Origin of the sequence: Bradyrhizobium sp. LLZ17 (assembly GCF_041200145.1) — a bacterium.
Classification (GTDB): domain Bacteria; phylum Pseudomonadota; class Alphaproteobacteria; order Rhizobiales; family Xanthobacteraceae; genus Bradyrhizobium.
This window is the reverse complement of record NZ_CP165734.1, coordinates 4,902,861-4,926,344: the sequence shown is the minus strand read 5'-3', so window position 1 is coordinate 4,926,344 and position 23,484 is coordinate 4,902,861. Positions and strand designations below refer to the sequence as shown.

Annotated in this window: 23 protein-coding genes; 10 read left to right on the top strand and 13 right to left on the bottom strand. The window is 64.9% G+C overall.

Annotated features, from left to right (window positions below):
- Positions 1-3: 3 nt before the first annotated feature.
- Positions 4-1,647 (top strand): protease pro-enzyme activation domain-containing protein, encoded by a 1,644-nt coding sequence (locus tag AB8Z38_RS23800; protein ID WP_369720220.1) that lies wholly within the window; start codon positions 4-6, stop codon positions 1,645-1,647.
- A 205-nt stretch (positions 1,648-1,852) separates the two neighbouring features.
- On the opposite strand, the gene AB8Z38_RS23795 is transcribed toward AB8Z38_RS23800, so the two are convergent.
- Both AB8Z38_RS23795 and AB8Z38_RS23790 read right to left on the bottom strand, forming a co-directional pair.
- Positions 1,853-3,268 carry an MFS transporter gene (locus AB8Z38_RS23795; RefSeq protein WP_369720219.1) on the bottom strand — a complete coding sequence of 472 codons (1,416 nt, stop codon included), beginning with the start codon at positions 3,266-3,268 and terminating at the stop codon, positions 1,853-1,855.
- A 343-nt stretch (positions 3,269-3,611) separates the two neighbouring features.
- Entirely contained in the window at positions 3,612-4,544 is a 933-nt protein-coding gene (locus AB8Z38_RS23790) for a LysR family transcriptional regulator (protein ID WP_369720217.1), read from the bottom strand.
- A gap of 101 nt (positions 4,545-4,645) precedes the next feature.
- Here AB8Z38_RS23790 and AB8Z38_RS23785 point away from each other — a divergent pair, with 101 nt between their 5' ends.
- Together AB8Z38_RS23785 and AB8Z38_RS23780 are read left to right on the top strand one after the other, a co-directional pair.
- Positions 4,646-5,821, top strand: a complete 1,176-nt coding sequence (locus tag AB8Z38_RS23785) for a CoA transferase (RefSeq protein ID WP_369720216.1) — start codon at positions 4,646-4,648, stop codon at positions 5,819-5,821.
- Positions 5,818-6,765, top strand: a complete 948-nt coding sequence (locus AB8Z38_RS23780) for a hydroxymethylglutaryl-CoA lyase (RefSeq protein WP_369720215.1) — start codon at positions 5,818-5,820, stop codon at positions 6,763-6,765. Before AB8Z38_RS23785 ends, AB8Z38_RS23780 begins: the two co-directional genes overlap by 4 nt.
- Positions 6,766-6,801: 36 nt before the next feature.
- Here the strand turns inward: AB8Z38_RS23780 and nth are convergent, their stop codons facing one another.
- Positions 6,802-7,554, bottom strand: a complete 753-nt coding sequence (gene nth, locus AB8Z38_RS23775) for an endonuclease III (protein WP_369720214.1) — start codon at positions 7,552-7,554, stop codon at positions 6,802-6,804.
- Between the two features lie 22 nt (positions 7,555-7,576).
- Here nth and AB8Z38_RS23770 point away from each other — a divergent pair, with 22 nt between their 5' ends.
- The gene (locus AB8Z38_RS23770; protein WP_369720213.1) at positions 7,577-8,134 is read left to right on the top strand and encodes a DUF2244 domain-containing protein; all 558 of its coding nucleotides are present in this window, start codon (positions 7,577-7,579) and stop codon (positions 8,132-8,134) included.
- Between the two features lie 55 nt (positions 8,135-8,189).
- The gene (locus AB8Z38_RS23765) at positions 8,190-9,086 is read left to right on the top strand and encodes a methylated-DNA--[protein]-cysteine S-methyltransferase (RefSeq protein ID WP_369720212.1); all 897 of its coding nucleotides are present in this window, start codon (positions 8,190-8,192) and stop codon (positions 9,084-9,086) included.
- 128 nt (positions 9,087-9,214) lie between these two features.
- Here AB8Z38_RS23765 and AB8Z38_RS23760 read toward each other — a convergent pair whose 3' ends face one another.
- The 8 genes from AB8Z38_RS23760 to dnaK all read right to left on the bottom strand — a co-directional run bounded on the left by AB8Z38_RS23760 (position 9,215) and on the right by dnaK (position 16,625).
- Entirely contained in the window at positions 9,215-9,838 is a 624-nt protein-coding gene (locus tag AB8Z38_RS23760; RefSeq protein WP_369720211.1) for a 2,3-bisphosphoglycerate-dependent phosphoglycerate mutase, read from the bottom strand.
- Between the two features lie 83 nt (positions 9,839-9,921).
- Positions 9,922-10,737, bottom strand: coding sequence for a 4-hydroxy-tetrahydrodipicolinate reductase (gene dapB, locus AB8Z38_RS23755; RefSeq protein ID WP_369720210.1), 816 nt, complete (start codon positions 10,735-10,737; stop codon positions 9,922-9,924).
- Positions 10,738-10,963: 226 nt separating this feature from the next.
- Complete coding sequence (locus tag AB8Z38_RS23750; protein ID WP_369720209.1) at positions 10,964-11,275, bottom strand: DUF1330 domain-containing protein; 312 nt, start codon at positions 11,273-11,275, stop codon at positions 10,964-10,966.
- Positions 11,276-11,304: 29 nt separating this feature from the next.
- Complete coding sequence (pyrF, locus tag AB8Z38_RS23745) at positions 11,305-12,015, bottom strand: orotidine-5'-phosphate decarboxylase (protein ID WP_369720208.1); 711 nt, start codon at positions 12,013-12,015, stop codon at positions 11,305-11,307.
- Positions 12,016-12,021: 6 nt separating this feature from the next.
- Positions 12,022-12,600, bottom strand: coding sequence for an NADPH-dependent FMN reductase (locus AB8Z38_RS23740; protein WP_369720207.1), 579 nt, complete (start codon positions 12,598-12,600; stop codon positions 12,022-12,024).
- 56 nt (positions 12,601-12,656) lie between these two features.
- The gene (locus AB8Z38_RS23735) at positions 12,657-13,256 is read right to left on the bottom strand and encodes a class I SAM-dependent methyltransferase (protein WP_369720206.1); all 600 of its coding nucleotides are present in this window, start codon (positions 13,254-13,256) and stop codon (positions 12,657-12,659) included.
- Positions 13,257-13,344: 88 nt separating this feature from the next.
- On the bottom strand, positions 13,345-14,478 hold the full coding sequence (dnaJ, locus tag AB8Z38_RS23730; protein WP_369720205.1) for a molecular chaperone DnaJ: 1,134 nt from the start codon (positions 14,476-14,478) through the stop codon (positions 13,345-13,347).
- A gap of 245 nt (positions 14,479-14,723) precedes the next feature.
- Complete coding sequence (gene dnaK, locus AB8Z38_RS23725) at positions 14,724-16,625, bottom strand: molecular chaperone DnaK (RefSeq protein ID WP_369720204.1); 1,902 nt, start codon at positions 16,623-16,625, stop codon at positions 14,724-14,726.
- Between the two features lie 382 nt (positions 16,626-17,007).
- Between dnaK and AB8Z38_RS23720 the strand changes: the two genes are divergently transcribed.
- Positions 17,008-17,949 (top strand): hypothetical protein, encoded by a 942-nt coding sequence (locus AB8Z38_RS23720; RefSeq protein ID WP_369720203.1) that lies wholly within the window; start codon positions 17,008-17,010, stop codon positions 17,947-17,949.
- A 143-nt stretch (positions 17,950-18,092) separates the two neighbouring features.
- Entirely contained in the window at positions 18,093-18,815 is a 723-nt protein-coding gene (pncA, locus tag AB8Z38_RS23715; protein WP_369720202.1) for a bifunctional nicotinamidase/pyrazinamidase, read from the top strand.
- A 148-nt stretch (positions 18,816-18,963) separates the two neighbouring features.
- Here the strand turns inward: pncA and grpE are convergent, their stop codons facing one another.
- Both grpE and hrcA read right to left on the bottom strand, forming a co-directional pair.
- Complete coding sequence (gene grpE / locus AB8Z38_RS23710) at positions 18,964-19,581, bottom strand: nucleotide exchange factor GrpE (RefSeq protein ID WP_369720201.1); 618 nt, start codon at positions 19,579-19,581, stop codon at positions 18,964-18,966.
- Between the two features lie 98 nt (positions 19,582-19,679).
- Positions 19,680-20,768: a heat-inducible transcriptional repressor HrcA gene (gene hrcA, locus AB8Z38_RS23705; RefSeq protein WP_369720200.1), complete on the bottom strand. Its 1,089-nt coding sequence runs from the start codon at positions 20,766-20,768 to the stop codon at positions 19,680-19,682.
- A 192-nt stretch (positions 20,769-20,960) separates the two neighbouring features.
- Between hrcA and rph the strand changes: the two genes are divergently transcribed.
- Genes rph through hemW form a run of 3 tightly spaced genes read left to right on the top strand, consistent with a single transcriptional unit; the run spans position 20,961 to position 23,462 of the window.
- On the top strand, positions 20,961-21,674 hold the full coding sequence (gene rph / locus AB8Z38_RS23700; protein WP_369720199.1) for a ribonuclease PH: 714 nt from the start codon (positions 20,961-20,963) through the stop codon (positions 21,672-21,674).
- Positions 21,675-21,685: 11 nt separating this feature from the next.
- Positions 21,686-22,321, top strand: coding sequence for an RdgB/HAM1 family non-canonical purine NTP pyrophosphatase (gene rdgB, locus AB8Z38_RS23695; protein WP_369720198.1), 636 nt, complete (start codon positions 21,686-21,688; stop codon positions 22,319-22,321).
- The gene (gene hemW / locus AB8Z38_RS23690; RefSeq protein ID WP_369720197.1) at positions 22,308-23,462 is read left to right on the top strand and encodes a radical SAM family heme chaperone HemW; all 1,155 of its coding nucleotides are present in this window, start codon (positions 22,308-22,310) and stop codon (positions 23,460-23,462) included. Before rdgB ends, hemW begins: the two co-directional genes overlap by 14 nt.
- Positions 23,463-23,484: the final 22 nt, after the last annotated feature.

The window sequence follows — 23,484 nt, the reverse complement described above, 5'->3', positions numbered from 1 at the left end:
GTCATGGCAAGCCCAACCAAGCGTGTCGCGCTGGTGAACAGCGCACGGAAATTGCCGAAGGGCGCCAAGCTCGTCGGCGCGGCCGACCCCAAGCAGGAAATCGAGATCAGCGTTCGCCTGCGCGCCAAACGTGCCGATGACGACAAGGTGATGGCGCTTGGCGCACAACCGCCGCGGGAGCGACAATATCTTTCCCGCGCCGAGTTTGCCGAAGAGATGGGCGCCGATGCAGCCGACGTTGCCAAGATCGACGATTTCGCGCACCAGCACGAACTCAACGTCAAGAGCGTGCACCTGGCCTCCCGTACGGTGAAGCTGACCGGCACGGTGAAGGCGATGAGCGCGGCGTTCGGCGTCAAACTCAACAACGTCAGGCACGACGGGGCGACCTATCGCATGCGCAAGGGCAGCGTGCAGATACCCCCCGAGCTCGAGGATATCGTGGTCGGCGTGCACGGCCTCGACAACCGTCCCGTGGCTCAGCCGCACTTCCGCCGCAGGACGGCGACGAAGGGTGCGACCGCGCGCGCGGGGCAGGGCGGCAGCTTCTCGGTCGAGCAGATCGCCCAGCTCTACAATTTCCCCGGCGGCGAGACCGGCGCCGGCCAGTGCATCGCCATTATCGAACTCAACGACATCGACCAGAAGGGCCATCCCACGGGCGCTGGCTACAAGACCGCCGACCTGAAGACCTTCTTCAAGAAGGCGGGAATCGCGATGCCGCAGATCGCCCCCGCAAGCGTCGACGGCGGCGCCAACAAGCCCGGCCATTCCGATGCCGACGGCGAAGTCGTGCTCGACATCGAGGTGGCCGGTGCGATCGCGCCCGGCGCTAAAATTGTGGTCTATTTCGCGCCGAATACCACCAACGGCTTCATCGATGCGGTGAAGGCCGCGGTCCACGACACCGCGCGAAAGCCTTCGGTGATCTCGATCAGCTGGGGCGGACCGGAAGATCCGGAGAACTCGCAGCAATTCATCGACGGCCTGAACGAGGCGATCCGGGACGCCGCCGCGATGGGCGTCACCGTCTGCGTCGCCTCCGGCGACAATGGCTCGGCCGACATGGGCCAGGGCTGGGACGGCAAGCCGCATGCCGACTTCCCGGCGTCCAGCCCGTTCGCACTCGCCTGCGGCGGCACCAATCTGAAGGCGCCGAACGGCCACATCGACGAGGTGGTCTGGAATGGTGGGCTGCAGGGCGGCGCTGGCGGCGGCGGCGTCAGCGTCATGTTCGCGCAGCCGAAATACCAGGCCCACGCTCATGTGCCGAAATCGCCGACGCACCAGAGCGGCCGTGGCGTGCCCGATGTTGCCGGCGACGCCGATCCCGCGACCGGCTACCAGATCTTTCTGAACGGAGTCGTCACCACGATCGGCGGCACCAGCGCAGTGGCGCCCTTGATGGCCGGACTAATCGCCCGCATTAACGAAGCCACGACCAAGAAATTCGGCAAAACCGTCGGCTTCATCAACCCGCTGATCTACGCCTCGCACCAGCAAGGCGTGTTCCGCGACGTCACCGTCGGCAACAACGACATCACCGGCTCGCTGCACGGCATGTACAAGGCCGGCCCCGGCTGGGACGCCTGCTCCGGCCTCGGTGTCCCCGATGGTGCGGCATTGCAGAAGCTGCTCGCGGCGTAGACGGCAGGCTCTCTTTTCCCTCTCCCCGTCCTTACGGGGAGAGGGTCAGGGAGAGGGGCTGTCTTCGCGATCAGGGTGAGAGCTATATTCGCTGAAGCCCCCTCCTCTCCGTCATCGCGAGCGAAGCGAAGCAATCCAGGAGTCTCACCGCGGAGGCAGACTGGATTGCTTCGCTCCGCTCGCAATGACGGGGAAGAGACCGGAGCTACACCGTGTCCAGCGGCTTGCCGCGCACGTTCGGGCCGAACAGCGTCATCGCGATCACCACGATCAGCATCGCCGCGGTGATCAGGCCGAACACGCCGGTGACGCCGGCCTCCTTCAGCATGTAGGCGACGATGAAGCCCGAGAACGTCGCGCTGAGCCGGCTCATCGAATAGACCAGGCCGGAAGCCCGCGCCCGGATCTGCGTCGGAAACACCTCGGTCTGATAGGCGTGATAGGCGTAGGACATCGTGGTGTTGCAGGCGGTCAGCAGCACGCCACAGACGATCAGCAGTCCAGGCTCGGTCAATTGCGCGAACGCCATGCCGAAAATGATGACGGCGATGCAAGCGCCGGCAATGATGCATCGGCGCTCGAACTTGTCGGCAAAGCTGGCCGCGAGCAGCGGCGCGATCGGATAGGCGAAGGCGACGATGAAGGAATATTGCAGGCTCTTGGTAACGGTGATGCCCTTCTCCACCAGCAGCGTCGGCACCCAATTGGCAAAGCCGTAGAAGCCGAAAGCCTGGCACAGGTTGAACACCATGAAGAGGACGACGAGCGAGAGATAAGGCGGCCTGAACAGATCGGCGAAGCTGACGCGCGCGGCCGATTGTGCCGCCGCGCGTGCAGACGACGGCGCGGCAGGTGCGCCCGTGCCACCGCCGGCGGCCTCCAGCATCGTCACGATCGCAAAAGCCTCCTCGGTGCGGCCATGGCGCGCGAGCCAGAGCGGGCTTTCGGGCAGGAACAATCTCACCACCCAGATGATCATGCTGGCGGCGGCGCCGATCAGCACCACCCAGCGCCAGCCCTCGACGCCGTACGGCGCGAGCGGCACCAGCCACCACGCCAGAAAGGCGACGACCGGCACCGCAACGAACATGATCGACTGGTTCACCGCAAAGGCGCGTCCGCGCATCCGGCTCGGCACCAGCTCGGTGATGTAGGCGTCGATGGTGATGACCTCGACGCCGATGCCGATGCCGGCGAGGAAGCGCCAGAGCAGCAGGCCTTCCGAGGAGGTCTGGCAGGCCATCACCACCGACGCCGCGGTGTAGCCGAGCAGGGCTGAGGTGAAGATCGCACGCCGGCCGAAGCGGTCGGCGAGAAAGCCGAGGAAGAAGGTGCCGACGAACAGGCCGGCGAACGTCGCGGCGACGAATGCGCCGATGCCGGAGAAACCGAAGAATGCCGTTGTCGTCGCGCTCAAGAGTCCGCTGCGGCTCAGGCCCGGCGCGATGTAGGCGGTGAGAAACAAATCGTACATCTCGAAGCAGCCGCCCAGCGAGAGCAGGACGACGAGGCGCCAGACATAGGCCGTCGCCGGCATGGCCTCGAGCCGTCGCGAGATCTGGTCTGGAACCGATGGCGCAGCGCCGAGCTCAAAGCCTGTGTCGATACCGACAACGCTCATGATGTCCTCCCGTGGCGCGCGGATCGCGCGCGTTCCCCGGCGGCTCATCTCTGTGGTGCTGGTGGGCTCTGCCGGACCGCGCCATGTTGGCCTCCGCGAGCCAGAAATCCAGACGAACATATCGATCGAAGCGTTCGAGAATTTCGAACTCGGCCGATGAGAGGCAGGACGGCGGGTCGGCGAACTCGGTCACCTCTCCCGCTTGCGGGAGAGGTCGGCGCGTAGCGCCGGGTGAGGGTTAGCTCCGCAACGGGACAATCCCGATGCGGAGATACCCTCTCCCCAACCCTCTCCCGCAAGCGGGAGAGGGAGCGCACTGCGGTCGCGGCGACGTCAATCGCCCTCACCCCGCCAGCGTCGCCTGCCAGCCGCCGCTTCGCACCTGCTCGGCGATCAGCGCGAGCATCAACCGGCGCATCTCTTCCATCGCATACGTCATCGGGCGGTTGCGCAGGCGGCAGAGATAGAGCGTGCGGGTCAGCTTCGGATCGATCACCCTGCGTGCGACCAGGCGGCCGGCCGCGAGCTCCTCCCGCGCGAACAGCTTTGTCGCGATGGTGCAGCCCAGCCCTTCGACCAGCGCGCCGGTCATGCCCGTAATCGAATTGGCGTGCAGGATCGCGCTGCCTTCCAGCCGCTTGAGCAGGACCGGATCATCCAGCAGCGCCCGCGACGACAGGCCGAGGCCGTAGCGCAGCAGGATCAACGGCATCCGGCTCAGCTCCTCGAAGCGGATCGGGGCCTTGCCTTTGCCGACCAGCTTCGGAATGCCGACGCAGAACATCTCCTCTTCCAGCACGGCTTCCGTGATCAGCTCCTTCTCCGACGGCGGATTATAGACCAGCGCCAGATCGACGCTGGAGATCATCAGGTGCATCAGCGTCGCGCCGGACAGGCTCTCGGTGAGCGACAGCTTGAGCTTGGGATATTTGGTGAGCACGGTGCGCATCAGCTCCACGCCGATCGCCTTGACGCCGGAATTGGCCATGCCGATCGAGATATCGCCGGCGATGACGCGGGCGCCTTCGCGCACCTCGGTCTCGGCCTCCGCCATCGCGCGCAGGATGATGCGGGCGTGCTCATAGAGCCGCTCGCCGGCCGCCGTGGGTTCCATGCCGCGCGGCTTGCGTTCGAACAGTGGAGTTGCGAATTCCGCCTCCAGGTTCGAGATATGATGGCTGAGGGCGGACTGCGCGACGTTGACCTGGTCGGCCGCGCGCGACAGGTTCCGCTGCTCATAGACGGCAATGAAATAACGGAGCTGGCGCGGATCCATGGCAAAGCGTTCTATAACTGCGAAGGCAATCTTCGACAGATTATATTTTTCAGAAGGCTTGTGAAGGCCTACTCTTCTCGCGAACGAACAGGGAGAGACGGATGACCGAGGCCGGATTGCCGCTCGAGGGCGTACGGGTCGTCGAGATGACGCACATGGTCATGGGTCCGACCTGCGGCATGATCCTCGCGCAATTCGGCGCCGAGGTGATCAAGGTCGAGCCGCCCTCTGGTGACAAGACCCGCACCCTTGGCGGCATGGGAACGGCGTTCTTTCCGCTGTTCAACCGCGGCAAGCGCAGCGTCGTGCTGGACCTCGAGAGACCCGAGGACCGCGAGACCATGCACCGGCTGCTGCAAACCGCGGACGTGTTCCTGGAGAATTTTCGCGACGGCCAGCTCGAGAAGCAGGGGCTGCGTGCCGAGGAATTGCGGCACCGGCATCCGCACCTGATCATCGCCGGCCACAAGGGTTTTCTGTCCGGGCCCTATGAGCATCGCCCTGCGCTCGACGAGGTCGTGCAGATGATGTCGGGCCTTGCCGCCATGACCGGCACGAAAGAGAAGCCCCAGCGCGTCGGCTCCTCCGCCAACGACATCATGGGCGGCATGTTCGGCGTGATCGCGATTCTGGCCGCGCTGTACCAGAAGCGCGGGGGAAAACGCGAAGGCGCCGACATCCGCATCGGTCTGTTCGAGAACTGCCTGTTCCTGGTCGCCCAGCACATGGTCGACTATGAGATGACCGGCAACAAGCCGCGCTCGATGCCGGAGCGCGAGCATGCCTGGCCGATCTACGACATTTTTGACGCCGCCGGCGACGGACGCATTTTCATCGGTGTAGTGACCGAAGGGCATTGGCAGAGCTTTTGCCGCGAGTTTGGGCTGGCAGATCTTCTTGATGATCCGACCTTGCGCACCACGACCGACCGCATCCTGGCGCGACCGCGGATCATTCCGCGCGTCGCGGAAATCATCCGGCAGCGGAACGTTGGAGAGCTGTCGCAAACGCTCGACGCGCTCAACATCTGCTTTTCGCCGATCAACCGTCCCGAGGATCTCCTGACCGATCCGCACGTGCTGCGGCCGGGCGGTCTCGTCAACAACATCAATGCCGACGGCAAGCCGTTCCGCGTTCCGGCGCTGCCGATCGAGTGGAACGGCAGCCATGTCGGTGAAGGTCTGAAGGTCGCACCGCTCGGTGCCGACACGTCGGCAGTCCGCGCCGAGATCGACAATGGCGACGTCACGTCCAAGGCCGCTGGGAGGCGCGCATGAACCGGATCGAGACAATTTACCCCGCGAACCGCGTCAGCCTGCGCGAAGTCGGTTTGCGCGACGGGCTCCAGCTCGTGAAGAAATTTCCCTCCACCGAGGCGAAGCAGCGCTGGGTGCGCGAGGAATACGCCGCCGGCGTGCGGCATTTCGAGGTTGGCTCGTTCCTGCCGGCCAAGACCTTTCCGCAATTCGCGGACGTTCGCGACGTCATCGCGACAGTGGCAAGCCTGCGTGGGGCCCATGGCATCGCGCTTGCGCTCAACGAACGCGGCGTCAATGAAGCCCTCGAATCCGGCGTCGGCGAAATCGCCTCGGTGGTCTCGGCCACGGAAGAGCACAGCCAGGCCAACGCCCATCGTTCGCGCGACTCCGCGATTGCCAATGTGAAACGCCTCTGCGAGATGCGCGATGCCAGCGCGCACAAGCCGCTCGTCAACGCCGCGATCTCGATGGCGCTCGGTTGCTCGATCACCGGCGCGGTTGACCCTGCCGAGGTGCTGCGTCTGGTCGACAAGTGCCTCGAAGCGGGCGTCGATTTCGTCGCGATCGCCGACACCGTCGGTTATGCCGGCCCGAAGCAGGTGGCCGAATTGTCGCGCGCCGCTGTCAAGCTCGCAGGATCGAAGCCGATCTGCATCCATCTTCATGATACCCGCGGCATGGGAATTGTGAACGCGTCAGCCGCGCTGGACGAAGGCGTCCGCATCCTCGACGGCTCGCTCGGCGGCCTCGGCGGCTGCCCCTTCGCGCCCGGCGCGACCGGCAACGTCGTGTTCGAGGACCTGGTGTTCCTGTGCGAGAGCAAGGGTTTTGCGACGGGCATCGATCTCGAGAAGCTGATCGCGGTGCGCAAGATCTTGCGCGAGGAGATGCCGGACGAGCAGCTCTACGGCGGCGTCGCGCGCGCGGGCTTGCCGGGCGTGAGTGCAGCGAAGGCGGCGTAGGCGCTCTTGCGCCTCTCCCCAGCGGCGAATACGGCGTCAGACCGTCTTCTCCGGCCACCTGCAAAGATCGTTGATCAGGCAGACCTCGCAGCGCGGCTTGCGCGCGAGACAGGTATAGCGGCCATGCAGGATCAGCCAGTGATGTGCATGCAACATGAATTCGGCCGGGATGATCTTTTCCAGGCCGAGCTCGACCTCCAGCGGCGTCTTGCCAGGTGCGAGCCCGGTGCGGTTGCCGACCCGGAACACATGCGTGTCGACCGCCATGGTGTGCTCGCCAAAAGCCATGTTGAGCACGACATTGGCGGTCTTGCGCCCCGCGCCGGGCAATGACTCGATCTCGGCGCGCGTGCGCGGCACCTCGCCGCCGAATTCGCCGAGCAGCTTGGCCGACAGCGCGATCACGTTCCTGGCCTTGGTGCGATAAAGGCCGATGGTCTTGATGTACTCGCGCAGGCGCTCCTCGCCGAGGTCGAGCATCTTCTGCGGCGTATCGGCGACCTCGAACAATGCGCGAGTGGCCTTGTTGACGCCGGCATCGGTTGCCTGGGCCGAGAGCACTACGGCAACCAGCAGCGTGAAGGGATTGATGTGCTCGAGCTCCCCTTTCGGCTCCGGATTGGCTTTGCGAAACCGGCTGAAGGCCTCGTGAACTTCGGCCCGGGTCCAGGGTTTGATCGCTTTGAGGGATTTCTTCGCGGCTGCCTTCGGCTTCGCGACAGTCGGCTTTGCCTTTTTCTTCGGGACCGCCACTTTGCGCGGGACCGGCTTGCGGGTGATTTTCGCCATGATCGGGATATACTGAGGGACGATGAGCACAGGCAATGAAATTGAGCGCCAAGCGTCTGGCCAAGAATCCGGCCAAGGCTCTGAGGGTCCGCGCGAGGTTCAGATCCTCTCGGCGCGGCTGACGCCGCACCGCTCGCTGAACCGCACCGGCTTCCTTGCCGTGATGCTGTTCTTGAGCGTGGTCAGCTTTGTCACCGGCATCGCGTTCATGATGATGGGGGCCTGGCCGGTGCTCGGCTTCTTCGGGCTCGATGTGCTGGTGGTCTGGTGGGCTTTCAAGGTCAATTTCCGCAGCGCGCGCGCCAGCGAGGAAATCGTGGTTACGCCGTCCGAGCTGCGCGTTCGCCGGGTGAGCCATCGCGGCCAGGTCGCCGAGTGGTCCTTCAACCCGCTCTGGGTCCGCCTCGATCAGGAGATCGACGAGGAATACGGCATCGAGCATCTCTATCTGATCTCGCGCGGCCGCCGGATCCAGATCGCCGGTTTTTTGGGACCCGAGGAAAAGGCGAGCTTTTACAAGGCCTTGGTTGAAGCGCTCAACGCCGCAAAGCGCGGCCCGATCTACAACCCGGTCTGCTGAATCCGGGTCGGAAAACGGGTGGTTTCGCCTCGCCGCCTCTCCTACATTTCCGGTCATGATGACACTCGCCATACATGATCAACGCCTGGCCAAGCCGGGCACCCAGAACGCCGCGTTGCGCGACTATGATTCGGTGCGCCGGGCGATCGCCTTCATCTCCGAGAACTGGCGCGCGCAGCCGACCATCGAGGCGATGGCCGATGCGGCCGGCGTCACCCCGGATGAGCTGCACCATTTGTTCCGCCGCTGGGCCTCGATCACGCCAAAGGCCTTCATGCAGGCGCTGACCCTCGACCACGCCAAGGGACTGCTCAGGGATTCAGCGAGTATCCTGGATGCCGCGCTCGACTCTGGCCTGTCGGGCCCGGGGCGGCTGCACGATCTCTTCGTCACGCACGAAGCGATGTCGCCGGGCGAATGGAAGAACGGCGGCGCTGGCCTCACCTTGCGTTACGGCTTTCATCCCTCGCCGTTCGGCACCGCAATCGTGATCGCGACCGATCGCGGCTTGTCTGGGCTTGCCTTCGCCGACCCCGGTGAGGAGAAGATCGCGCTCGCCGACATGACGCGACGCTGGCGGAATGCGACCTATGTTGAGGATCACGAAGGCACGGCGCCGCTCGCGCAGCGCATCTTCGACACCCGACTGTGGCGGCCGGATCAGCCGTTGCGCGTGGTGATGATCGGCACGGACTTCGAGGTGCGGGTGTGGGAAACCCTGTTGAAAATCCCGATGGGGCGCGCGGTGTCCTATTCCGACATCGCCTGCAACATCAACAGCCCAAAAGCCTCGCGCGCCGTCGGTGCTGCGGTCGGCAAGAACCCGGTGTCGTTCGTGGTGCCTTGTCACCGCGCGCTCGGCAAGAGCGGCACGCTGACCGGCTATCACTGGGGCATCACCCGCAAGCAGGCGATGCTGGGCTGGGAAGCCGGGCAGCTGGGGATGCAGTAGGTGAGGTGCCGTAGGGCGGGCAAAGGCGCGCTCTTCGCGCGCCGTGCCCACCATCGTTCAGCGAGTGTGGATGCATGGTGGGCACGCTTTGCTTTGCCCACCCTACGGCTCTGCCCGTGTGGCGAAACCTACCCGGCCAGATCCAGCTTCGAAGCCACCGTCGAATCCGCGTTCAGTCGGTAGATGATCGGCACACCGGTTGCGAGCTCGCGCTTCAGGATGCCTTCGGGCGAAAGTTTTTCCAGCACCATGATCAACGCGCGCAGCGAGTTGCCGTGGGCGGCGACCAGCGTGCGCTTGCCGTTGAGAACGCCGGGCAGGATCTCCTGAACGTAATAAGGCAGCGCGCGCGCGAGTGTATCCTTCAGGCTTTCGCCGCCGGGCGGCGGGACGTCGTAGGAGCGGCGCCAGACCAATACTTGGTCTTCGCCCCATTTCTTGCGAGCGTCGTCCTTGTTGAGGCCGGAGAGATCGCCGTAGTCGCGCTCGTTCAGCGCGAGGTTCTTCGCTGTCGGCAGGCCCTTCTGGTCGAGTTCGCCGAGAATGAGATCAAGCGTGTGCTGCGCGCGCGTGAGCACCGAGGTGTAGGCGACGTCGAACACAAGGCCGTGCGCCTTCAGCTTGCGGCCGGCTTCCCTAGCTTCGGTGACGCCGAGCTCGGTGAGATCCGGATCCTTCCAGCCGGTGAAAAGGTTCTTCAGATTCCATTCGCTCTGGCCGTGGCGCACGAGCACGAGAAGACGTTCGCTCATTGACTGCTTTCCGCTCAGTTATTGCTTGAGCATGATCGTGCCGGAAACCGCTTCAGACGTTTCCGGATCATGCCCTGGCTCATTCAGATATCCGCGAGGCCGAGCACGTCGGCCATGGAGTAGTGCCCCGGCTGCTTGCCGTGCGCCCACAGCGCCGCCTTCAGCGCCCCATGGGCGAACAGCATGCGGTCTTCGGCGAGATGCGACAGCGTCAGCCGCTCGAACGGACCGAGGAAGGTCACGCTGTGCTCGCCGGCGACGGTGCCGCCGCGCACGGAAGCAAACCCGATGTCGCCGGGCCGGCGCGCGCCGGTGATGCCGTCGCGGCCGCGATCCGCGTGCTCCTCAAGCGAGATGCCGCGGCCGGCGGCCGCCGCCTGGCCCAGCATCAGCGCAGTGCCCGAGGGCGCGTCGACCTTCATGCGGTGGTGGGCTTCGACGATCTCGATGTCAAAACTGTCGTCGAGCGCCTTGGCGACGCGCTTGACGATTGCGGCCAGCAGATTGACGCCGAGGCTCATATTGCCGGACTGCACCACCACCGCGCGGTTGGTCACGCTCTTGATCACGGCATTGTCTGAGGCCGATAGGCCGGTGGTGCCGATGACATGGACGAGACCCCGCTCGGCCGCGATTGCGACATTGGCGATGGTCGCCGCCGGCACGGTGAAATCCAGAATGCCGTCGGCATCCTTCGACATCGCCCAGAGATCGGCGGACAGCTTGATGCCGTTGGCCGGCAGGCCGGCGAGCACGCCGGCATCCTTGCCAAGCAGCTCCGAGCCCGGCGCCTCCAGCGCACCGGCCACCACCGCGCCCTCGGTGTCGGCAATCGCCCGTGTCAGCGCGCGGCCCATCCGGCCGCCGGCTCCCGCAACAATCAAGCGCATCTCGGACATGGTGTGATCCTCTCAGCTGCGTTGTAGCGGCGGGATGCAGTTCCGGCAACCGAGGGGGGTCGGGCGGTCGCTTGCGGCCATCCTTCGAGACGCCCGCCTACGGCGGGCCCTCAGGATGAGGTCGGAGCACGGGGCAGCAAATTGGACGGGTGCCGATGCTGCTTAGCCTCATCCTGAGGAGACCGCAGAGCGGTCGTCTCGAAGGACGAGGCGCGCAGATCGCGCCTCAGCCGTCCGACGGCTGCGGGCCGTCATAGCCTTCGATGATGATGAGGTCGGCCACCGAGTGCGGCTGGCGCACCTTGATGTTGGCCTGGTATTCCGGCGAGTTGTAGCAGGCGATCGCGGTCTGGTAGTCCGGAAATTCGATCACAACGTTGCGGGTGCGGCTCTGGCCCTCGACGGTGGTGAACTTGCCGGCGCGGACGACGAAGCGGCCACCCCATTTCTTGAAGATCGGACCATTTGCGACGGCGTAGGGCTTGTAGCCCTCGTCATTGCTCACGTCGACACGTCCAATCCAGTAGCCTTTTGCCATTGTTCTTCTCCCTTTTTTGATCAGCTAGGTTAAGCGAGCGCCTGCGCGATCTCGGCCTGGATGGATTCAGCCATTGCCTTGACATCAGTGGCCTCCACCACTGGCCGGCCGACGACAAGATAGTCGGCGCCGGCCGCAATCGCGCGGCCCGGCGTCATGATGCGTTTCTGATCGCCGCTTGCCGCGCCCGCCGGCCGGATGCCGGGGGTGACGAGGCTCATCTGGTGGCCGACGATCTTGCGCAAGGCGCCCACCTCTTCCGGCGAGCAGACGAGACCGTCGACACCAAGCCCCTGTGCCTGCCGCGCGCGCGCCTCGACCAGCTCCGACACGCCGAGCCGATAGCCGGCCGCATGCAGATCGTCATCGTTGTAGGACGTCAGCACCGTGACGGCGAGGATCTTCAGGCCGGCGCTGCCGCGGCCCTCGACGGCGCCTTTCATGGTCTGCGGATAGGCATGCACGGTGAGGAAGGTCGCGCCCAGCCTGGCAACGCTCTCGACCCCCCGCGTCACCGTGTTGCCGATGTCGTGCATCTTGAGATCGGCAAACACCTTCTTGCCCTTGTCGGCGAGCTTGCCGATCAGCGGCAGGCCGCCGGCATAGGCGAGCTGATAACCGATCTTGTAGAACGTCACACTGTCGCCGAGCCTCGCAATCATCGCCTCCGCGGCATCAAGGCTCGGCAGATCGAGCGCGACGATCAGGCGGTCTCTCGGGGCGATTTCGGCTGGCGTCATGTCACCTCACATCATGCGTTGGGAAACGTCGATCAGCTGCCGCACCATCTCCTTCATGGCGTCGATATCACCCTGATGCTTCAGCCTGTCCATATCGTCATAGGCCTGATCGGCAAAGCCAAGCGTGAGCTGGTTGGCGATCACATTGGCGTGGCAGGAGGTCAGGATCAGCCGCAGCGATTGGAGTGCGCGGGCCGCACCAAGCCGGCTCTGCGAGGCGCCTGCGAGTGCGAAGATTCGGTTGCGGAAGACCTCGCCGCGCGCCTCGTTCAGCTCATGCACGCGGCTGACCCAGTCGATCGCGTTCTTCAGCAGCGGCGGCACCGAGGCATTGTATTCGGGCGAGACGATCAACACGCCATGATGCGCGCCGATCATGCGCTTGAGATTGATGGCGTGCTTCGGCACGCCGGATTTGGCCTGGAGATCGCCGTCGTAGATCGGCAGCGGGAAATCGGCGAGCGAGATGCGGGAGACGTCGACGCCGGCCTGGGCAAATTCGGAGACGGCCACCGCCGCCAGCTTCGCATTGTGCGAGCCGGTGCGAAGCGAGCCGGGAATGACCAGGATCTTCGGTGAGGGCATCCGATCCAATGCATTGGCGAAACGAGGCCGCCGCGCAAAGAAGGAAGCCGGCGGAATTAATCCTTGCGATACACCCAGACGCGGGCCGGCGGAAGGTTCATCCAGATCCGTTCCGAAGCCTCTGTGGACACGCCGGGCAGCGATTTCGGGATCGGCGGCACCACCGCATAGGTAAACTGGACGAAGGGTGCGCCGGGCGCGAGTGCCGTGAAGGCATCGCGGATCAGCCGCAGCCGCGTCAGCATCGGTTTTGTCACCAGCGGCAGACCGGATACCACCGCGGCGGCCGGCGCGCTCAGCACGTTCCAGAGCGTGTCGCGCAGGCGATAGGCATCGCCCTGCACCACCTTGGCCTGCGGATAGCGATCGCGCAGCAGCGCGCAGAAGCCGGGATTATATTCGACGAGAACGAGACGCTTCTGGTCGACGCCGCGCTCAACCAGCGCCGACGTGATTGCGCCGGTGCCGGGCCCAAGCTCGACCACCGGAGCGTCCGAATCGATGTCGACATAATGGGCCATGGTCCGGGCCAAGAGTTTTCCGGACGGCATCACCGCGCCCATATGGAGAGGCTTTTCGATCCACGATCTCAGAAAGCGCACCTCGTCATCAAGACGAGGCTTCTTCAACGCACGCGCGGACGATGGCAATGGCATGTCAGGACCGGCCGGGACCGCGTGACCGCGGCGTGTCAGAAAATGGTCATAAACAGGTATAGGCCGAAGACGATACGGTCAAGCCGGGTCAATTCGCCCGATTGCCGAAGAAATCCTTGACCTTGGTGAAGAAGCCCTCGGATTCCGGCTGGGTGTTGCCGGAGGAGAGTTTTTCGAATTCGGCCAGCAATTCCTGCTGCTTCTTGGTGAGGTTCTGCGGGGTCTCGACCACGACCTGGACGTACATGTCGCCCATCTGGCGCGAGCGCAGCACCGGCATGCCTTTTGACGCGATGCGGAATCGGCGGGCCGACTGGGTCCCGGCGGGGACCTTCACCTTGGCCTTGCCCTTGTCGATGGTCGGCACCTCGAATTCGCCGCCAAGGGCTGCGGTCACCATCGAGATCGGCACACGACAATGCAAATCGGCGCCGTCGCGCTGGAAGAACTGGTGCTGGGCCAGCGACAGGAAGATGTAGAGGTCGCCGGGCGGGCCGCCGCGGACCCCGGCCTCGCCTTCGCCGGCGAGCCTGATCCGCGTGCCATCCTCGACGCCCGCGGGGATGTTGACGGACAGACTCCGCTCGCGGGTGACGCGGCCCTGGCCCGAGCAGGACGGGCAGGCGTCCTCGATCATCTGGCCGCGGCCCTGGCAGCCCGGACAGGTCCGCTCCAGCGTGAAGAAGCCCTGCGACTGCCGCACGCGGCCGGCGCCGCCGCAGGTCGAGCAGGCCTTCGGCTTGGTGCCGGCCTTGGCACCGATGCCCGAGCAGGCCTCGCAGGTGACCGAGACCGGAATCTCGATCTGCGCGGTCTTGCCGCCAAAGGCTTCCTCGAGCGTGATTTCCATGTTGTAGCGCAGGTCGGCACCGCGCTCGCGGCCGCCACGACCGCGCTGCCCGGCCATGCCGAACAGGTCTTCGAAAATGTCGGAGAAGGAGGAGGCGAAGCCCGCACCGAAGCCGGCGCCGCCACCCGGACCACCCTGCTCGAACGCCGCATGGCCGAAACGGTCGTAGGCCGCGCGCTTGTCCTTGTCCTTGAGGACCTCGTAGGCCTCGTTGATTTCCTTGAAGCGGACTTCGCTGGTGTCATCCCCCGGATTGCGGTCGGGATGAAATTTCATCGCAAGCTTGCGGAACGACGATTTCAATACGGAATCGTCGGCGGAGCGGTCGACTTCGAGGGTTTCGTAGTAGCAGCGCTTGGTGGACGTGGACATGTTGAACTCGGTCTATCCAATCGCGATTCAAGTCGGTGCGAAATAACGTCGCTACGCGACGATATAGGCAGCTCTCCGCCTTGCGGCAGAGGGCAGCACGACGGCTTTCACGATAACAGCTGGAAATTGATCGATCGTAACGGGAGCAAGCCCCGTCGAGCCCGACACGAAAGCCTCCCCCTCGAAGGGGGAGGCTGAAGAAGCGTGTCGGGTCCAAGCCGTCTGCATCATCACCCTCTTGGGGCTTATGCAGACTTCTTGTTGTTCTTGTCGTCGTCGACCTCGGTGAACTCCGCGTCGACGACATCGTCCTTCGCAGCGTCCTTGGCCGCGTCGGCCTCGGCCTGCTGCTTGTACATGGCCTCGCCGAGCTTCATCGAAGCCTGGGCCAACGTGTTGGTCTTGGTCTTGATCGCCTCGGCGTCGTTGCCCTTCAGCGCTTCCTTGAGGTCGCTGACGGCATCCTCGATGGCGCGGCGCTCGGTCTCGGCGACCTTCGAACCGTGCTCGGCCAGCGCCTTCTCGGTGGAATGCACCAGCGCGTCGGCGTGGTTCTTGGCGTCGACCGCCTCGCGGCGCTGCTTGTCGGCCGCGGCATTGGCCTCGGCGTCCTTGACCATCTTGTCGATATCGGCTTCCGACAGGCCGCCGGAGGCCTGGATGCGGATCTGCTGCTCCTTGCCGGTCGCCTTGTCTTTGGCCGAGACGTTGACGATACCGTTGGCGTCGATGTCGAACGTCACCTCGATCTGCGGCATGCCGCGCGGGGCCGGCGGAATGCCCATCAGGTCGAACTGGCCGAGCATCTTGTTGTCGGCCGCCATTTCACGCTCGCCCTGGAAGACGCGGATGGTGACCGCGTTCTGGCTGTCCTCGGCGGTCGAGAACACCTGGCTCTTCTTGGTCGGGATCGTGGTGTTGCGGTCGATGATGCGGGTGAACACGCCGCCCAGCGTCTCGATGCCCAGCGACAGCGGGGTCACGTCCAGCAGCAGCACGTCCTTGACGTCGCCCTGGAGCACGCCGGCCTGGATTGCGGCACCGATCGCCACGACTTCGTCCGGATTGACGCCCTTGTGCGGCTCCTTGCCGAACAGCTGCTTCACGACTTCCTGGACCTTCGGCATGCGCGACATGCCGCCGACCAGCACCACTTCGCCGATCTCGGCGGCGGTGAGGCCCGCATCCTTCAGCGCCTTGCGGCACGGCTCGACGGTCTTCTGGACGAGGTCGTCGACCAGGGCCTCGAACTTGGCGCGGGTGAGCTTCATCGTCAGATGCTTCGGACCGGTCTGGTCCGCGGTGATGAAGGGCAGGTTGATCTCGGTCTGCGTCGTCGAGGACAGCTCGATCTTGGCCTTTTCGGCGGCTTCCTTCAGGCGCTGCAACGCGAGCTTGTCGTTGCGCAGGTTGATGCCCTGCTCCTTCTGGAACTCGTCGGCCAGATAGCCGACCAGCCGCATGTCGAAATCTTCGCCGCCGAGGAAGGTGTCGCCGTTGGTCGACTTCACCTCGAACACGCCGTCGCCGATTTCGAGAATGGAAATATCGAACGTGCCGCCGCCGAGGTCGTAGACGGCGATCGTGCCGGCCTTGGTCTTGTCCAGACCATAGGCGAGCGCAGCCGCGGTCGGCTCGTTGATGATGCGCAGCACTTCAAGGCCCGCGATCTTGCCGGCGTCCTTGGTCGCCTGGCGCTGGGCGTCGTTGAAGTAGGCGGGAACGGTGATGACGGCCTGGTCGACCTTCTGGCCGAGATGGGCTTCCGCCGTCTCCTTCATCTTCTGCAGGATGAACGCCGAGACCTGCGAGGGCGAGTAGGTCTGGCCGTCGGCCTCGACCCAGGCATCGCCGTTGGAAGCCTTCACGATCTTGTACGGAACGAGCTTCTTGTCCTTCTCGACCATCGGATCGTCGTAGCGGCGGCCGATGAGGCGCTTCACTGCGAAGAAGGTGCGCTCGGGATTGGTAACGGCCTGGCGCTTGGCAGGCTGGCCGACGAGGCGCTCACCGTCGTCCGTGACGGCGACGATGGAAGGCGTCGTGCGCATGCCTTCGGAATTCTCGATGACTTTGGCGTTCTTGCCATCCATCACGGCGACGCACGAATTCGTGGTGCCGAGGTCGATCCCAATGACCTTTCCCATGGTCCTGATATCCTTGTTTTTGCGGCAGGTTGGCTGGGCCCAGAAGGCACCCGAACCGAACCCCCTAAGATCAAACATTCGCGATATTGCGATGGTTGACGCTCATATAGGAGGGGGAGGGGCCCGCAAGGACCGAACGCAAGTTTGAGCCGCGAAAACATTGGGTTTTGGAAGAACATATCCGGGCTGAATCGCCCTTGCGGGTGAGGAATTATTAACAGGTCCGCCCTCGGCCGGCACCCCGCCACCGCCCTGTTGCGGCAAGGCCAAACCCGCTAAAAGGCGGACCGGCCGGACCACCCCGCGCGAGGCTGCCTTACGCGACAAAGGGGCCCGATGACCGACCATCGAACGGCCTCAATGTGAACCAAGTAGAGTGCCCATGAAGCTCATTCGCCCCCTCGCCGCGCTCGCCCTCCTGATTGCCACGGCATTTCCGGCCCTTGCCGCCGACGCGGTTTTCCCGCCCGGGCTGCGCCTCGGCATGGTGCCGCTGATCGGCCTCAACACGGCGAAGACCTTTCCCGGCTTCGAGAGCGAGGACGGCGCCGTCAAGGTGCTGGTCACCGAGCTGCCGCCGGCGGCTTATGGCGAGGTCGCGAGTGCCTTCAATTCCAATCCGGCCGGAGCGAACGGCATCAAGCCGGACAAGATCGAGACCGCCGCGGGCCTCGCCTATTTCACCACCGAAAGCGGCAAGGCCGGCGAGACCCCGGTCAAGCGCTATTCGATGATCGTGCCGGGCGCCGGCTTCTCCGGCTATGTCGCGGTGCAGATCCCGGAAAATGCGACCAAGATCTACACCGACGAGGCGGTGCGGCAGATGTTTGCGAGCACCGTCCTCCGCAAGCAGGTCTCGGCCGAAGAGCAGATCGCGTTGATGCCGTTCAAGATCACCGATCTTGCCAACTTCAAGGACATCCGCACGCTGGCGCCCGGGAGCAGCATCATCCTGGCCGACGGCGACGAGAGCACAGGCTACGAGTCGAAGCCCTTCATGATCCTCGGCCTGATCGGCCAGACACCGCAGCAGGCGGATGACCGCGCCCGCTTCGCCCAGGAAGCGGCGCTCCAGATCCCCGGCGTGCGTGAATCCCGCATCACCATGTCCGAGCCGATCCGCATCAACGGCCAGCAGGGCTTCGAGACTCGGATCGACGGCGTCAGCGGCAAGGACAAGACGGCTGTCACGGTGGTGCAGTGGATCCGCTTCGCGAGCGGCGGCGCCTCGCTGCGCATCATCGCCAGCGCCCCGCGCGACCAGTGGTCGGATGCCTTCACCCGCTTCCGCGCCGTGCGCGACGGCATCCAGCCGAAAGGCTAGGCGAAGGCGGCCCCGCATACTCCGTGTCGAGCTGAGCTAGCAGCCCAGCCACTAATCAGACCCGGCCGTATTTTCGGGCTTTTGTTTGTACACGAACGGAACTAGGCTTCTCTCCGTTGGATCATCCTGGAGGGAGACGAACCATGCTGGATCGGCGACAAGTCTTGGCGGTGCTCGGGACGACTGTACTCGCGAGCGTCGCTCCAACCGCGCTTTTTGCAGCGGCCTCAATCAAGCCGGACGACACGTCCGCGCTGCTCGTAATCGACGTGCAAAACTGCTTCCTTCCGGGCGGCAGCCTCGCGGTGAAGGAAGGCGAGCAGGTGGTGCCGGTCATCAACAAGGTGGCCAAGGGATTCGCAAACGTGGTGATGACGCAGGACTGGCATACGCCCGGCCACGTCTCGTTTGCATCGGTGCATTCCGGCAAGAAGCCGTTCGAGACCATCGACCTGCCCTACGGCAAGCAGGTGCTATGGCCCGACCATTGCGTGCAGGGCACCGACGGCGCTTCGCTGTCGAAGGATCTCTCGATCCCGCAGGCCGAGCTCATCATCCGCAAAGGCTTTCACAAGGATGTCGACAGCTACTCGGCCTTCCTCGAGGCTGACGGCAAGACCTCGACCGGTCTCGCCGGCTATCTCAAGGCGCGCAAGATCAAGCGGGTCTTCGTCGCGGGGCTGGCGACCGACTTCTGCGTCGCATGGACCGCGCTCGATGCACGCAAGGCGGGCTTCGAGGTCTATGTCGTGGAAGACGGCTGCCGCGGCATCGACAATCAGGGTTCGCTTGCAAAAGCCTGGGCCGATATGGCCAAGGCCGGCGTGAAGCGGATCCAGTCTGCGGATATCGCGGTGAGCGCGTAAAAGGCGCGATCGAACTGCCAAACCCTGATCCTGAGAGCGCGCTTCTTCGCGCGCGTCTCGAAGGATGAAGGCCTCGCTGCTACATCTTGGGCTTCATGGTTCGAGACGCCGCACAAGGGCGCGGCTCCTCACCATGAGGGTCGGAGAGCTAATTGGCCGCGCCGTTCGACTCACTGCTGTTGGCCGCGGGCGCAGCCTTCGCGCCGCCCTTGGCGACGCCGACCAGCGCCGGACGCAGCACGCGCTCGCCGATGGTGTAGCCGGCCTGCATGACCTGCACCACGGTGCCTGCCGGCACCGACGGATCGGGCACTTCGAACATCGCCTGCTGGAAGTTCGGGTCGAACTTCTGGCCCTGCGGATCGAATTTCTTCACGCCGTGCTTTTCCAGCGCGTTGAGCAGCGAGCGCTCGGTGAGCTCGACGCCTTCGATCAGCCCCTTCAGGCCGGCATCGGCATTGGCCCGCGCTTCCACCGGAACGGCATCGAGCGCGCGCTGGAGGTTGTCGGCAATGTCGAGCACGTCACGGGCAAAGCCGGTGATGCCGTAGAGCTTGGAATCGGCGACTTCCTTGCTGGTGCGCTTGCGCAGATTCTCCATCTCGGCCAGCGTCCGCAGCATGCGGTCGCGCGCCTCGGCGGCTTCCTTCTGCAACAGCTCGACCGAACCGGGCTCCGGATCGTCGGGCATGATGTAGGGCTTCGACACCACGGGCTCGCCGGTCGCAGCGGCCGTGTCTTCGGGTTGCCGGTCTCGATCGGTCATCGACTACTTTCTCGAACTCGTCTGACGGGATTTTGCTGGCCCGGATATCGTGCTTCGGACGGGGAAAATCAAGCGCCCGTGATCGGCCCAAAGGCCGGTCAGCCGCCCAGAAGGCGACTGACGATGCGGGCGGCGTAGTCCACGGTCGGGATCACACGGGCATAATTCAGCCGTGTCGGCCCGATCACGCCCAAGACGCCGACGATGTGGCCGGCGGCATCCCGATAGGGCGAGATGATGGTCGAGGAGCCGGACAGGGAGAACAGCTTGTTCTCCGAACCGATGAAAATCCTGACGCCTTCGGCGGTTTCCGCGCGCCCCAACAGGTCGATGACGCCGCGCTTGGTCTCAAGATCGTCGAACAGCAGGCGCACCCGCTCGAGATCCTCCAGCGCATGCAGATCTTCGAGCAAATTGGCGTGCCCGCGGACGATGAGCTGGCGATCCTCGTTCTCGCCGCCGGACCAGCTTGCAATCCCGGCCGAGATCACCTTGTGGGTCAGTTGATCGAGTTCCGCGCGCGCCTCTCCAAGCGCGGTCTCGAGCTCGAGCCGCGCCTCGGCCAGCGTGCGGCCGCGGATACGGGAATTGAGGAAATTGCCGGCCTCGGTCAGCGCCGAGGAAGGAACTCCGAGCGGCAGCGCCAGCACGCGGTTTTCGACCTGGCCGTCCTCGCCGACCAGGATCACCAGCGCCTTTTCCGGTTCCAGGCGGACGAATTCGATGTGCTTCAGCCGCGAATTGGACTTTGGCGTCAGCACCACGGCCGCGGCACGGGTGAGGCCGGACAGCCGTGTCAACGCCTGGTCCAGCGCCGCCTCGACCGATTGCGCCTGGCCGACGGAGGCGAGCTGGCTCTGGATCGACTGCCGCTCGGCCTCGGTGAGGTCCCCGACCTGCATCAGGGCGTCGATGAAAAAGCGCAGACCGAGTTCCGTCGGCAGACGGCCGGCGGAGGTGTGCGGCGCATAGATCAGGCCGAGCTGTTCCAGATCGGCCATGACATTGCGCACCGACGCCGGCGACAGCGGCATGGCGATCAGGCGCGAAATGTTGCGCGAGCCAACCGGCTCACCGGTCGCGAGATAACTCTCGACGATTTGACGAAAGATGTCGCGAGACCGCTCGTTGAGCTGGGCGAGGCCCGCGCGCGGCGCGATCAGATGGATCGGATCGTGATGGGCCACGGCGTAACTCCTCTCGGCTGCTTGTAATTTGTCTATCCGGGAGCGCCCTGACAAGCGGGCTTTTGCGGTTGGTTGAAGGTTGCTCCAAGCTTGCCTCGGGGACCGAAAAGCCCTTGCCGCTCACCCTCACCCCCCTACAAGCACCGCGAACAGCTTAATCCCTGCATCCCTGCGAGTTTTGGAGGATTTCCCATGCGGCCAAGCCGCCGTGCGCCCGATGAATTGCGCCCCGTGACACTGGAGCGCGGCGTGGTCAAATATGCGGAGGGCTCCTGCCTGGTGAAATTCGGCGACACCCATGTGCTGGTCACCGCGACGCTGGAAGAGCGGCTACCACCCTGGCTGAAGGGCCAGGGCCGCGGCTGGGTCACCGCCGAATACGGCATGCTGCCGCGCGCCACGCTGGAACGTACCCGCCGCGAGGCCTCGGCGGGCAAGCAGAGCGGCCGTACCGTGGAAATCCAGCGCCTGATTGGCCGCTCGCTGCGCACCATCGTCGATCTCGAAGCGCTGGGCGAGCGCCAGATCACGGTCGATTGCGACGTGATCCAGGCCGACGGCGGCACCCGCACGGCGTCCATCACCGGCGCCTGGGTCGCACTCGCCGATTGCATCAGCTGGATGAAAACGCGCAACATGATCAAGGCCAACGTGTTGCGTGACAACGTCGCCGCGATCTCCTGCGGCATCTACAAGGGCACGCCGGTGCTGGACCTCGACTATGCCGAGGATTCGGAAGCCGATACCGACGCCAATTTCGTCATGACCGGCGATGGCCGCATCATCGAGGTGCAGGGAACCGCGGAACGCGAGCCGTTCAGCGAAGCCGAGTTCCTGGCGCTGATGGCGCTTGCGCGCAAGGGCGTCGCGCGGCTCGTGGACTTGCAGAAACTCGCGGTGGCGTAGTCAATAGGCCCATGCATCGCCGAATCACCGGAAAGCTCGTCATCGCGACCCACAATCCCGGCAAGCTCGCCGAGATGAAGGAGCTGCTCGCGCCTTACGGCATCGAGGCGGTCTCGGCCGGTGAGCTCGGCCTGGGCGAGCCGGAGGAGACCGGCAAGGATTTCCGCAGCAACGCCGCGATCAAGGCGATCGCGGCGGCGCAGGCGACCAGGCTTCCCGCTTTCGCCGACGATTCCGGCATCGTGGTCGATGCGCTCGACGGCGCGCCCGGCATCTACAGCGCGCGCTGGGCCGGTCCGACCAAGGACTTTGCCGCAGCGATGGCGCAGATCGAACGCCTGCTGCAGGAGCGCGGCGCAACCTTGCCGGAGAAGCGCACGGCGCATTTCGTTTCCGCGCTCTGCGTCGCCTGGCCCGACGATCATCTCGAACAGGTCGAGGCGCGCGTCGACGGCACGCTGGTCTGGCCGCCGCGCGGCACTGCCGGCTTCGGCTACGATCCGATGTTCCTACCCAATGGCCATGATCGCACGTTCGGCGAGATGACCAGCATCGAGAAGCACGGCCTGCCGCCGCTCGGCCTCGGGCTGTCGCATCGGGCGCGCGCGTTCGTGAAACTCGCGGAGATCTGCCTTGAGCCGCGCTAAGGAAGCCTTTGGCGTCTACGTGCACTGGCCGTTCTGCCTGTCGAAGTGTCCCTATTGCGACTTCAACAGCCATGTCCGCCACGCCGCGATCGACGAAGCGCGTTTTGCCGCGGCCTTCGCCCGCGAGATCGCGACCACCGCCGAACGCGCGCCCGGCCGCGAGGTCACCTCCATTTTCCTCGGCGGCGGCACGCCGTCGCTGATGCAGCCCGCGACCGTGGGCGCCGTGCTCGATGCAATCGGCAAGCACTGGCGCGTCACCAACGATGTCGAAGTCACGCTGGAGGCGAACCCGACCAGCGTCGAAGCCACGCGCTTCGCCGGCTATCGCGCGGCCGGCGTCAATCGCGTCTCGCTCGGCGTGCAGGCGCTCGACGACGTGTCGCTGAAAGCGCTGGGCCGGCTGCACAGCGCGCGCGAGGCGCTCGATGCGGTCGCCATCGCGCGCCGCTCGTTCGATCGCTATTCGTTCGACCTGATCTACGCCCGCCCCGACCAGACCCCGGCGATGTGGGCCGATGAACTCCGACACGCGATCGATGAAGCCGCCGAACATCTGTCGCTGTACCAGCTCACGATCGAGGAAGGCACGCCGTTCTTCGGCCTGCACCAGGCCGGCAAGCTGAAGACCCCCGACGAAGCGGTCGCGCGCGCGCTCTACGATGTGACGCAGGAAACCTGCGACAAGCTCGGCCTGCCCGCCTACGAGATTTCAAACCACGCGCGGCGTGGCGCCGAATGCCGGCACAATCTTGTGTACTGGCGCGGCGAGGAATACGCCGGCGTCGGCCCCGGCGCGCATGGAAGACTCGATATCGACGGCGTCAGGCACGCCATCGCCACCGAGAAGGGCCCCGAAGCCTGGCTGATGCGCGTCGAGAGCGACGGGCACGGCGTCGTCACCGACGATCTCCTCAACAGCGAGGAGCGCGCCGACGAATTCCTGCTGATGGGATTGCGTCTCGCCGAGGGCATCGATCCCGAGCGCTACCGCGCCCTCTCCGGCCGCCCGCTCGACCCCAAACGCATCGCGCTGCTGCGCGAGGAGGGCGCGATCACGGTGGATGCGACCGGACGGTTGCGCGTGACCAGCAGCGGGTTTCCGGTGCTGGATGCAGTGGTCGCGGATCTGGCGGCGTAGGTCTTAACCGAATCGGCGGTGC

Coding starts and splice junctions, on each gene's coding strand:
- AB8Z38_RS23800 (WP_369720220.1), top strand. CDS start 4: ATGGCAAGCCCAACCAAGCGTGTCGCGCTGGTGAACAGCGCACGGAAA.
- AB8Z38_RS23795 (WP_369720219.1), bottom strand. CDS start 3,268: ATGAGCGTTGTCGGTATCGACACAGGCTTTGAGCTCGGCGCTGCGCCA.
- AB8Z38_RS23790 (WP_369720217.1), bottom strand. CDS start 4,544: ATGGATCCGCGCCAGCTCCGTTATTTCATTGCCGTCTATGAGCAGCGG.
- AB8Z38_RS23785 (WP_369720216.1), top strand. CDS start 4,646: ATGACCGAGGCCGGATTGCCGCTCGAGGGCGTACGGGTCGTCGAGATG.
- AB8Z38_RS23780 (WP_369720215.1), top strand. CDS start 5,818: ATGAACCGGATCGAGACAATTTACCCCGCGAACCGCGTCAGCCTGCGC.
- nth (WP_369720214.1), bottom strand. CDS start 7,554: ATGGCGAAAATCACCCGCAAGCCGGTCCCGCGCAAAGTGGCGGTCCCG.
- AB8Z38_RS23770 (WP_369720213.1), top strand. CDS start 7,577: ATGAGCACAGGCAATGAAATTGAGCGCCAAGCGTCTGGCCAAGAATCC.
- AB8Z38_RS23765 (WP_369720212.1), top strand. CDS start 8,190: ATGATGACACTCGCCATACATGATCAACGCCTGGCCAAGCCGGGCACC.
- AB8Z38_RS23760 (WP_369720211.1), bottom strand. CDS start 9,838: ATGAGCGAACGTCTTCTCGTGCTCGTGCGCCACGGCCAGAGCGAATGG.
- dapB (WP_369720210.1), bottom strand. CDS start 10,737: ATGTCCGAGATGCGCTTGATTGTTGCGGGAGCCGGCGGCCGGATGGGC.
- AB8Z38_RS23750 (WP_369720209.1), bottom strand. CDS start 11,275: ATGGCAAAAGGCTACTGGATTGGACGTGTCGACGTGAGCAATGACGAG.
- pyrF (WP_369720208.1), bottom strand. CDS start 12,015: ATGACGCCAGCCGAAATCGCCCCGAGAGACCGCCTGATCGTCGCGCTC.
- AB8Z38_RS23740 (WP_369720207.1), bottom strand. CDS start 12,600: ATGCCCTCACCGAAGATCCTGGTCATTCCCGGCTCGCTTCGCACCGGC.
- AB8Z38_RS23735 (WP_369720206.1), bottom strand. CDS start 13,256: ATGCCATTGCCATCGTCCGCGCGTGCGTTGAAGAAGCCTCGTCTTGAT.
- dnaJ (WP_369720205.1), bottom strand. CDS start 14,478: ATGTCCACGTCCACCAAGCGCTGCTACTACGAAACCCTCGAAGTCGAC.
- dnaK (WP_369720204.1), bottom strand. CDS start 16,625: ATGGGAAAGGTCATTGGGATCGACCTCGGCACCACGAATTCGTGCGTC.
- AB8Z38_RS23720 (WP_369720203.1), top strand. CDS start 17,008: ATGAAGCTCATTCGCCCCCTCGCCGCGCTCGCCCTCCTGATTGCCACG.
- pncA (WP_369720202.1), top strand. CDS start 18,093: ATGCTGGATCGGCGACAAGTCTTGGCGGTGCTCGGGACGACTGTACTC.
- grpE (WP_369720201.1), bottom strand. CDS start 19,581: ATGACCGATCGAGACCGGCAACCCGAAGACACGGCCGCTGCGACCGGC.
- rph (WP_369720199.1), top strand. CDS start 20,961: ATGCGGCCAAGCCGCCGTGCGCCCGATGAATTGCGCCCCGTGACACTG.
- rdgB (WP_369720198.1), top strand. CDS start 21,686: ATGCATCGCCGAATCACCGGAAAGCTCGTCATCGCGACCCACAATCCC.